Raw genomic sequence first — 11,201 nt, 5'->3', positions numbered from 1 at the left:
AAGTGATCGTGTGGAACAAAAACAGCAAATGCAGTTAATGATAGAAGAACATAATGATTACCAAGATGAGTTGTTAGAAGAAGCGGTAGATGGCTTAGAAGAACAAATTCGAATAGAGCTTGATAAAAAATGCAAAGCTAATTATTTACCCGCTACATATAAATATGAACGTGAACGTGTAAAAAAAACAGTAGACGGTTTAAAAACAAATTTAACAATTGCAATTGAAAATGCGGATGGTGGCAAAAGAATCCGACGCTATTACGAGGAAGATGATTTAGCTTTACATATGGGCGATAGCCGTATTAAGGAAGTTGCAAAATTAATTGATAACCCGTATTTTGCACGCATCGATTTTGTGAAAAATAATGCGCGTTTAGGTGAAACAATTTACATTGGAAATGAGGATATCTCAACGGCAACGATTTCATGGCGTAACCCAATCGCAAAGCTTTATTATGAAAAACAATTTGGTAAGCTGTATCGGATTGACGGTTACGATGCAGAGCTTGAGCGCTACCGCAATATTGATATTGAGGACGGCCAATTAAAAGAACTGCATCCAATTCAAACAGAAAAACTAGCTATTGATGAATTGCTTGTGAAGAACTTAGCAGAAAAGCGCGGCGCAGAAATGAAGTCGTTAGTGGAAACATTACAGGCGGAGCAATACGAACTTGTTAGCTTGCCACTCGAAAATGCCATTGTTGTACAGGGTTCTGCAGGGAGTGGGAAATCCGTTGTCGCCCTGCATCGTTTAAGCTATTTATTGTATGAGCATCAGCATCTACAGGCAAATAAATTAGCGGTTTTTGGTCCGAATTCACTCTTTTTAAAGCACGTTAAAAATGTATTGCCAGAGCTTGGTGAAAAAGAGATTGTACAAACGACATTAAAGATTTATTTGGAAAAAACCATGCTATTACGTCGTCCAGTTGAAGAAATCGATCGCATGATTTTTTCGGAAGTAAATGATTTAAGTGCAAACGAAGGAAAGGCGCAAGCGTTAAAGGAATTTGAGCATTATACGGCGATGCGTCGATTAAAAGGCTCATTTGAATTCAAGTATTATATTGAACAATACACAAAATATATTACAAGTAATTTAGCGCCATTTTTGCATACCATACATGTAGGAAAATATAGTGTGAGTGCGATAGAAATTGCTCATTTTGTACATCAACAGCCGCATTTCGGTAGTAGTAAGGAAGCGCTAAAGCAATACGTACAGCAAGAAATTCTTACTAAGGCGAAGGAAGCAGCGGCCATTTTTGATGAAACGGAAAATATCATTATAGGTGAAGTTGCGTATTTTTTAAAAGATTTGCAGCAACAGAAGCACTTACTATTTACAAATGATGTAATTGAACAGCATTGTGCAAAGGTAATGGCAATTGAAAAACAGATGAACTTATTAAAAGATAATGATTATAGTCCTATTTCAGATAGTGACGAATATAAAAAAGCGATGTTGAAAAAGGATGAAGAAAAACGTAGAATGCTCCTAAAAAAGGCGGCAGCTGAAAAAGTAGCCTCTTTAGAATTTGATTTGAAAGATGCAAAAAAACAGTTGCAAATAGTGATTGAACAAAAGCGTGCACATGATATCGAAGTACTAACAGCATTATTTGTAGTACGTGAAGAAACAGCTACAAAACTCACTGAACAGGCAATTCTATATAATGAGCTGTTTGAAAAGCAATTTAAATGGGCACAAATCAGCACATTATTTAACGCCAAACAATTTGTTACATTTGATGAAATACAAGCATATCTAATAGATGTACAATCCATGTATATGCAAGATATTGATCAACTTTGGCTAATGGAAAAAACAACTTATCGTAAAGAATTAACGTCATTCATGGAAGCTAGTTTGAAGCAGCAAATTGCTCAGCAATATACGGATGCAATCGCTCGTAATTATGAAAGACAACATATTTTGCTTTCTGAACTCAAGGTAGATCAAGCAATCCGTCCAACTGAATCATTACATTTTGATGACGTGTTTGCGCAAATTGAGCGCTATTATAATATTTGTGTAGATGATATTTATATGCAAATTATTCAGGATGAATTTGGCTATAACGCTCAGCTGCAAGTGAATTACCATGATTTGCTTGCCAAGTATAAACATATTGAAAAACATGATTTAGCACCGCTATTCATTATTTACCAGTGGATAACAGTAAGCGATAAAAAGCCTTTTCAATATTTAATTGTTGACGAAGCGCAAGATTATACAGTATTTGAAATGTATGTATTTAAAGCATTAACTGAGCAAATTATGCTCATGGGAGACTTAGGACAAAATTTAACGCCAAGCAATTATTTACATAGTTGGTCAGGCTTTGAACAAGCGATTGGACCGTTTAGCTATTATGAATTAAAGGCAACATATCGTTCTACAAATCAAATAGTTACGTACTGCAATGACATTATTCGCCCTTTTAGCGAAGGTAAATACAATTTACCTGTTTTAACTTTTAGAAATGGTGACAAAGTACAAATGATTGTGAAAACGGGGGAAATGATTTATCCAGGTATTGCAAAATTAGTAGAAGATTGCATTGGTGCGCAGCCAAAAGCCAGTAAAATTGCCATTATTACAAAGACTATACGCGAAGCAAGGGTTTTGCATGAGCGGCTACAAAACGATGCTATTCATCTACAAATCGGAACAGAGCAGGCAACTTCTCAAGTTATCATTACAACGCCCGTATTAGCAAAAGGGCTTGAATTTGATACAGTTATCATTTTCCGCGGCACACGTTTTAGAGCAGATGATGCATACGATACGAAATTAAAATATGTTGCGGCTAGTCGAGCGCTCCATAATTTATATGTATTGTCATAAGGAGGTTTTTTATGAATGGACCAATGATGGATTATGCGAAGCTTAAGGCCGATTATGATCAACAAAAACTACTGCTTGAAAAGCAATCTAAGCTTTCCTCACAGTTACAAATGGCGCTCGATTTATTAAATCGAAATTATTTAAAAATAAAAACCGAAAAGGATCAGATACAGCAAAATTCCCAGGCAGCGGTGCAGTTAGAAACGATTCAGAATGAGCTAAAGCAAGTGAAAACAGAACTGCTCCATTTCCAACAGTTACACAAGACGAATGAGCAAAAAGTTAGTGAATTGCGCAATGCATTACGCTCCGTCAATGTAACAAATGAAAAGTTACAAGTAGAGCAACAGCAGCTGAAGGAACAACAAGCAGAAGCAGAGCAGCGTGTCATTCAACTTAAGCAGCAAGTAAGCGTTAATGAAACGATAATTGAAAAATCGCAAGAACAATGTACAACGCTTGAAGCACAGCTTACTAAGGAACGGCAATCAGCCGATCAAATTTCCACACTGTTAACAGAGCAGCAAATATTTGCTTCACAGCTTCAGCAACAACTAGATACGAATAAACAGCAAATGGAACACTTTGAGAAACAAACAGCACTTTTGAATGGGGAAAATCAAGCATATTTAGAAGAAATGAATGAACTTCAATCTAGTATTGAAGCATTAACTACAAACTTAAAAGACGCTGAGCAAACTCATCAACAGCAGCAGGATGCATACGAGCAACTCCAACAGCTTTTTGTAACATTACAAAAAGATTATGAGAAAACGTTACAACAAATAGAGCAAGGAACTGCACAGTACGAGCAAATCTTAGAAGAAAATGAACAACAGCTGAAACAACTCGAGTATATGACACAGCAAAAACAATTGTTTGAACAGCAATACATACACATTTTAGAACAAAGTACGGGGCAACAATTACAGTTTGACGAAGCACTTGCACAGTTAAAAGGTGAGCTACAATTTGAACAAGAAGAAAAGCAGGTAATACTAGAAAAATTACAGCATATAGAGACACAAAATGAACTGGCATTGGCAGATGTGGATTTATTAAAAATGCAAAAGCAATATGCTGAAAAGGTGAACGAACAGCAAGCACTCGAAATTGAGCAATTAAAGCAACAGCTTGAACTGTTACAACAAGGGCCAAGCGCTGAACTAAAGCAGCCTGATTTTGAACAGTTAGCGGAAAAAATACCAAGTGTACCAATAGTGACAGTCAAAACGGATGCCGAACAATTACAAGCACTCGAGCAATATTTACAGCAACAAAATGTAACGGATTTTAACACCGTATTAAAGCAGCTATCAAGAGATGTATTACAACATGAATATTCATTTAAATTCCAATTATCTTAAATAGAAAAGGAGATGAATACAGTTATAGGCTAACCCGCGAACAGTAAAAATAAAAATCAATCTAATACAAATTTGTTGAAGCTGCTGTCTGAAATATAAAGGCTGTAGCTTTTTTTATGTACTTGAAATGCGTAAAATAATACATATTTAACAAATAGAAGTTGATGATAAAATAGAATAAGGAATTTTAACCAATTATATTTAAGGTTTGGTGATACAATGAACATTTCTCTAGAAGAATTTAAAAGGTTAGAAGAAGAAAATAGAAAATTAAAGCAAGTAATAAAAAAATATAAAGTAAGAATAAACAATACCGTCAGTAATACAGAAGTTGAGTTTATTCTTAATAAACTTATACCAAATATGGCCGAGGATGTAATTGGACAATATGAGGTTTTTATTGAGATGTGTTGTCCTAAATTAGATTATCTAGAACTAATAAGAGTAATAACATTTTTATTAAAAACAAATAGAGAGGATTTAGCAGAATTTTACTGTCATTTTTATTTAGCTGAGAGAAATTTAGACAATGCTATAAAAGGAAAGCAAGAAGTTATAGATGAATACAGAAATATTTTAATTGAGCTTAGTAAAGAGATAGATTTAAAGAGAAACTCAACAGAAATTCGTTTGAAAATACTTTTTGAAATATTATCTTATCAACCAACTGAAGAATTTCCTTCTGTCATTCTAGAAATTTTGGAACAGAATATATATAAATTCACAGATATTATATTTGATACACGAAATGATTATTGGTTTATAAGGATGTTTGACATTATTAGTATTAATCATCCTAAATTATTACATAAATACTTGGATTATTTATATGGCCATTGGGATTTTATTAATAATTGGATTTATGAAGGAAATTTACCGATTTGGGATACGTTTGTAAAACAGACTAACCATATACAAATGGAAAGAAGTATAGCTGCACTTAAAGAATACTGGAATGCAAAAAAACATGGCTTAAATTCCAATCAAAAAACTACTTATACAATTGACACAAGGCAAACGGAGCAATCAATTTCAAATAGTAAAATTGATACTAAGGAATGGATGAAGTTTAGTGAATTAAGAAAACATGGATATGAAGTAAACAAAAACAAAACAATTGAAGAAAGAAGAATTGCATTACATAAAGCGATGAAACATATTCCACTATCAAAAATACAATCTCATATTCAATGGTTACTGAAGAATGCCTATAAGAAAGACGGGGTAAGAGGAGATTTTAGTAATTCGATAAACGCATATGAAATGGATTTGAAATACCTTCAAAAAATCTTTCATAAACATTAGTTATTTATAAGAACCCATATTAAAAAGGACATTACATATTAATCATGAAAAATATGAATGTCTTTTTATAGTTTTTGGGGAGTTTACATTATATTAAGGCCTTTCCAAATATAAAGTTGCTGATCTCATCTTTTGTGAAGCAAGATTTTTTACTTTCGGTAGTTCCCCCCATCTAATCTCTTCCTGTATATCACTCATTGTAATATTCCTCATTTTTTTTAAAATATTAAAAATTAATATTAATAATTCTAACTTTTAAATCATATAACTAATTATCCGGAAGATACTGAGCGGTCAGTATTAGAAGAATTGGGTGAAAGAAGAGAGTACCTTGGAACTTAAGTAACGTAAATAGAGAGAAAGGGTTTGTTGTTAAGTTGAAAGAAAAAATAACAAAACAAAGCATTAAGCTTTTTCAGGAAAAAGGATTTAGCGAAACATCTATACAAGACATTGTAGATGCACTAGGCGTTACGAAAGGTACTTTTTATTATTATTTTACGAGTAAAGAAATTCTGCTGATGGAGATTCACCTAAGGTATATTGATGACTTATTAACTCGACAAAAAGTAATCATTGACAGCACGAAAAATTGTCGCGAAAAGATTATTGGCATTGTATCACTTGTTATTTTAGATATTAAAAATCAAAGGGCGAATGGTCGCGTTTATTTCCGAGAAATGCGGAATTTAACACCAGAGAATGCCAAAAAAGTTAAGAAAAAAAGAGAAGAGTTTCGCCTGAATATTGTAGATGTATTAAGTGAAGGAATTAAATCGGGTGAGTTTCGAGAAAGTATCGATCCTAAAATGATTGCCTTGGCCATTTTAGGAGTTACGAATTGGAGTTATAACTGGTTTAATCCCGAGGGAGAAGTGTCGGTTGAAGAGTTAGCTGAGAAATATGTGGACTTTGTGTTGTACGGAATAAGTTTACAAAAGTAATAAAGTATTTAAATCGGAGGTATTATATGTCAACAGTTCATGCCAAAACAATGAAAGCGATTCAATTCACTGAATATGGAGGGCCTGATGTTTTAAATTTCATAGATATTGAAAGGCCTGTAATTGGTGATCAAGAGGTTTTAGTAGAAGTAAAAGCTATTGGAGTAAATTATGCAGATACTGCTAGAAGAGAAGGGAAGTATGTTGTTCCAACAAAACTGCCATTTATACCAGGTGCAGAGGTAGCAGGTGAAGTAGTTGCGGTTGGGAAAGATGTAAAAAGATTAAAGCCTGGTATGCGTGTTGTGTCACTTATAGAGTCAGGGGCTTACGCACAATTTGTTAGCGTTCATGAAAGGGTCCTTACAGAAATACCAAATGGTGTTGAATATTCGGATGCTGTAGCCCTACCTTTACAAGGTCAAACAGCGTACCACATTTTAAAGACAATGGGACGTCTAGAAAAAGGTGAAACTGTTCTTGTCCATGCAGCTGCGGGCGGTGTAGGCGCACTTGCGGTACAGTTAGCAAAATTATTTGGCGCGGGCAAAGTTATTGCAACAGCTAGTACTGAGGAAAAACTTTTACATGCAAAGAATCTAGGTGCAGATTACCTTGTCAATTATACGGAACCGGGATGGGAAGAAAAGGTACGTGAATTTACTGGAGGAAAAGGTGTCGATATCGCTCTTGAAATGGTGGGCGGAGATATTTTTGAAAAGACATTTAAATGCCTGGCACCATTCGGACGTTTAGTGATATTTGGAAGAGCGAGTGGTGAAATGTCAACACTTGATGCAGCCCAGCTTATGCGTCGTAACCATTCTGTTATTGGTTTCTTCCTCCCACAAATCATGAGTCAACCAGAGTTATACCAACGTAGCTTTACAGAATTATTGAATTTCGTTGATAGCGGAAAGCTTAAATTAACAATCGGCGGTATTTATCGATTAGAAGAGGCTTCATTAGTTCACCAATTACTTCAAGGAAGAAAAACAGTTGGAAAGTTAATTCTTACACCCTAAAAAAATTGTTTTTATTTACGCACGACATACTAACCGATTAGTATTTACTCATTTTTATGAGATGGGAGCGAATATATGGATCAATCTTTGTTTGACTTAAGTGGACGTACAGCTCTTATTACAGGTGGAGGAAGAGGATTAGGGAGGGATATCGCAGAAGCATTTGCAGAGCATGGTGCCAATATTGCGATTTGTTCCCGTAAATTAAGCAATTGCCAAGACACCGTAGACTATATCCAAAATAAGTATTCGGTGCAAGCAAGAGCTTATGTATGTGATGTAGGTAACGAAGAAAACGTCATTAGTACTGTAAATGAAGTTTTATCGGATTTTGGTCAAATTGATATTTTAGTAAATAATAGCGGGGCTACTTGGGGAGAAAAGGCTGAGAAGATGCCCCTTGAAGCATGGCAAAAAGTGTTAAACGTCAATGTTACCGGCACCTTCCTTATGTCGAAAGCAGTCGGCAATCACATGATTGAAAAAGGATACGGGAAGATCATTAATATTGGCTCTGTGGCAGGTTTAAAAGCGGAGCCTGCTGAAGTGTTAAATGCCATTGGTTACAGCACAAGTAAAGCTGCAATACATCATTTTACAAAGGATTTAGCACGTAAATGGGCGGAGTATGGTGTGACTGTCAATGCCATTGCGCCTGGATTTTTCGAAACGACGATGACCAAACATATTCTTGAACGAAGCGGCGATCGTATTAAGGAAAAAAACCCAATGAATAAACTGGGAGATACGAATTCGTTAAAGGCTACAGCAATATTGTTCGCGGGAAGAGCAAGTGATTATATTACAGGGCAAGTAATAGCTATTGATGGGGGTGGATCATTATGACGCAAAGCAAAACAAATGTGGAGAGACCTTGGTTAGAGCATGTTGTACCCGGAAATCCGAAAGAAATTGAAATTCCGATTATTTCGCTTCCGCAGCTGCTAGATGAATCGGTAGCAACCTATTCAAACCATACTTCTATAACGTTTTATGGAAAAACTTTCTCGTATCAGGAACTGAGCGATAACATTAAAAAGGCTGCGAAAGGTCTATCAAAAAGTGGTGTTGGCAAAGGGGATCGGGTTGCAATTATGCTTCCGAATTGTCCTCAATACCCTGTAAGTTTTTACAGCATACTAGCATGTGGTGGAATTGTAGTTCAAGTAAATCCAATGTATCAAGCTTCAGAATTAATCCATATTTTAAATGATTCTGGGGCAAAGGCAATCATTGTAATGGATCAATTACTACCTTTAATAGAGGCAATTAGAGCGCAAACACCGATTCAAGAAGTTTACCCGGTTTCTGTAGAAAGCGCTTACTTGCCAGATGAATTATTAATAGAAGATGAGGGCGAATTACAAACGGTAGAAATTAATCCAGTTGAAGATGTTGCAGTTTTGCAATATACGGGAGGAACTACCGGAACACCAAAAGGGGCAATGCTAACCCACTTTAATATCGTTGCTAACACACTTCAAAGTGAAGCGACTTCTAATGTTAAGGTGAAAAAAGGGGAAGAGCGTGTTTTAACTATATCGCCATTGTTTCATGTATATGGAATGACGAGTGCTATGTCTGTCACGTTCTATCTCGGCAGCAATTTGATTTTGGTGCCTAAATTTGATGTGGAGCAAGTCATTGACATCATTGAAAAAACGAAGCCAACCTCATTTCCGGGCGTTCCAACGATGTACATTGCACTCGTAAATTATTACAATGTCAGAAAATTTGATCTGAGCTGTTTTAATATATGTTCGAGTGGATCGGCACCTTTACCAATAGAGATTATTAATCAATTCAACGAGATAAGCGGTACTTCAGTTGCTGAAGGTTATGGGCTATCTGAAGCTTCACCTGTTACGCACCGGAATCCTGTTGATGGATTGCAAAAAAAGGGGAGTATTGGCATTCCGATACCAAACACGGATGCGAGAATAGTAGATATTGCAACTGGAGAACAAACCCTTGCCGTTGGAGAGGTGGGAGAATTAGTAATTAGGGGTCCTCAGGTGATGAAAGGTTACTGGAACAGACCTGAAGAAACAAATATCGCGGTACGGAATGGTTGGCTATATACAGGGGATTTAGCAAAAATGGATGAGGACGGCTTCTTCTTTATTGTTGGACGTAAAAAAGAAATGATTATCGCGAGCGGGTATAACGTTTATCCGATCGAGGTTGAAAATATTCTTTATAAGCATCCAGCCGTACTTGAAGTCGCGGTTATAGGTATTCCACATGAATATCGCGGCGAGACAATTAAAGCAATTGTAGTACTGAAGGAAGGCCAGGATGTAACGTCTGACCAACTCATTGATTTCTGTCGTACTCAATTGTCTGCATATAAGGTTCCTAGAGAAATTCAATTCGTTAAAGAGTTACCGAAAACGGCTGTTGGCAAAATACTGAAAAGAAATTTAATAACGCAATTCAATGCTCAAAGTGATCATGTTTAATATAAATCTAATGGAAACGGAAGTGTGATTATATGTATTTACGATTAACTGATGAACAAAAAATGGTGCAGGAAACTATCCGCAAATTTGTGAAAGAGGAATTAATCCCTCTTGAAAATGAAGTGCTGAAAAACGAGCGTGAAGGGAAACCGGGTCTTTCAAATGAAAAATTAAAAGAGCTACGCTTAAAGGCGAAAGAATTTGGATTTTGGGGTATTAATACGCCAGAAGAATATGGTGGTGCTGACCTTGGCCAAATGATGATGGCGCTCGTTTTAATGGAAATCTCGAAAACATTTGTCCCTTTTAGTTTTGGCGGTTCAGCAGACAATATTCTTTATTATGGAAACGACTACCAAAAGGAAAAGTACTTAATTCCTACGATAAATGGTGACAAAAAATCGTGCTTTGCTATCACAGAGCCAGATGCAGGGTCCGACACAAGAAACATTAAAATGACAGCCGTGAAAGATGGCAATGAGTGGGTCTTAAATGGTGAAAAAACGTTTATTACAGGTGGTAATGAAGCAGATTTCGTAATGGTTATTGCGATAACTGATAAAGAGCTCCATAAAAAAACTGGTCGAGATGGTGTAACTTGCTTCATCGTAGACCGTGATATGGGCTGGAAATCAGAGTATATCGACACGATGGGTGAATGGGGACCGGCTGGTTTAGTCTTTGATAATGTTCGTGTTCCAGAAGAAAATATTTTAGGTGAGGTTAACGGTGGTTATAAATTAGGTTTAGAATGGATTGGCTTTGCACGATGGGTTGTAGGTGCTCGAGCAGTTGGAATGGCAGAACGCCTACTACAAATGGCGATCGATTACTCGAAGGAACGTAAAACATTTGGAAAACCAATTGCAGACAATCAAGCGATTCAATGGCCGATTGCCGACTCAGCGGTTGAAATTGAAGCAGCGAGATGGCTTGTGCTTAATGCAGCCTTTACCCTCGATCATGGAGAGGATAACCGCCACTTGGCATCAATGGCAAAATTGTATGGTGCCAATATGGGCAATAGAGTAGTAGACCGAGTACTGCAAATTCATGGTGGAATGGGCTATACGAGAGAGTTACCGATTGAACGCTGGTACCGTGAAGCAAGACTTTGGAGAATTTATGATGGTACGGACGAAATACAACGTATGATCATTTCAAGAAATCTCTTAAAAGGAAACGTTAAGGTTGGCCAATATGTTTAACTCTATTAATGAGCGATGAAATCAAAAAAACTT

At 36.3% G+C, this 11,201-nt stretch carries 8 protein-coding genes; all 8 read left to right on the top strand.

Annotation, left to right across the window (positions count from 1 at the left end; genetic code table 11):
• The first annotated feature begins 10 nt into the window (after nt 1-10).
• The gene (locus MKY13_RS10775; RefSeq protein ID WP_339212583.1) at nt 11-2,857 is read left to right on the top strand and encodes a hypothetical protein; all 2,847 of its coding nucleotides are present in this window, start codon (nt 11-13) and stop codon (nt 2,855-2,857) included.
• Between the two features lie 11 nt (nt 2,858-2,868).
• A complete protein-coding gene (locus MKY13_RS10770; RefSeq protein ID WP_339212581.1) occupies nt 2,869-4,224 on the top strand; it encodes a hypothetical protein in 1,356 nt (451 codons plus the stop codon).
• Nucleotides 4,225-4,443: 219 nt separating this feature from the next.
• Complete coding sequence (locus tag MKY13_RS10765; RefSeq protein WP_339212578.1) at nt 4,444-5,529, top strand: hypothetical protein; 1,086 nt, start codon at nt 4,444-4,446, stop codon at nt 5,527-5,529.
• A 377-nt stretch (nt 5,530-5,906) separates the two neighbouring features.
• Nucleotides 5,907-6,473 (top strand): TetR/AcrR family transcriptional regulator, encoded by a 567-nt coding sequence (locus tag MKY13_RS10760; RefSeq protein ID WP_191701514.1) that lies wholly within the window; start codon nt 5,907-5,909, stop codon nt 6,471-6,473.
• Nucleotides 6,474-6,523: 50 nt separating this feature from the next.
• Complete coding sequence (locus tag MKY13_RS10755) at nt 6,524-7,498, top strand: NADPH:quinone oxidoreductase family protein (RefSeq protein ID WP_339216909.1); 975 nt, start codon at nt 6,524-6,526, stop codon at nt 7,496-7,498.
• Between the two features lie 75 nt (nt 7,499-7,573).
• Complete coding sequence (locus MKY13_RS10750; protein WP_339212575.1) at nt 7,574-8,344, top strand: SDR family oxidoreductase; 771 nt, start codon at nt 7,574-7,576, stop codon at nt 8,342-8,344.
• The gene (locus MKY13_RS10745; RefSeq protein WP_339212574.1) at nt 8,341-9,960 is read left to right on the top strand and encodes a long-chain fatty acid--CoA ligase; all 1,620 of its coding nucleotides are present in this window, start codon (nt 8,341-8,343) and stop codon (nt 9,958-9,960) included. Before MKY13_RS10750 ends, MKY13_RS10745 begins: the two co-directional genes overlap by 4 nt.
• Nucleotides 9,961-9,992: 32 nt before the next feature.
• Nucleotides 9,993-11,168: an acyl-CoA dehydrogenase family protein gene (locus tag MKY13_RS10740; RefSeq protein WP_191701517.1), complete on the top strand. Its 1,176-nt coding sequence runs from the start codon at nt 9,993-9,995 to the stop codon at nt 11,166-11,168.
• Nucleotides 11,169-11,201: the final 33 nt, after the last annotated feature.

The organism is Solibacillus sp. FSL W8-0372 (assembly GCF_037969735.1).
GTDB lineage: Bacteria > Bacillota > Bacilli > Bacillales_A > Planococcaceae > Solibacillus > Solibacillus faecavium.
The sequence above is the reverse complement of the archived record's forward strand: the minus strand, read 5'-3'. Positions and strand labels throughout refer to the sequence as shown.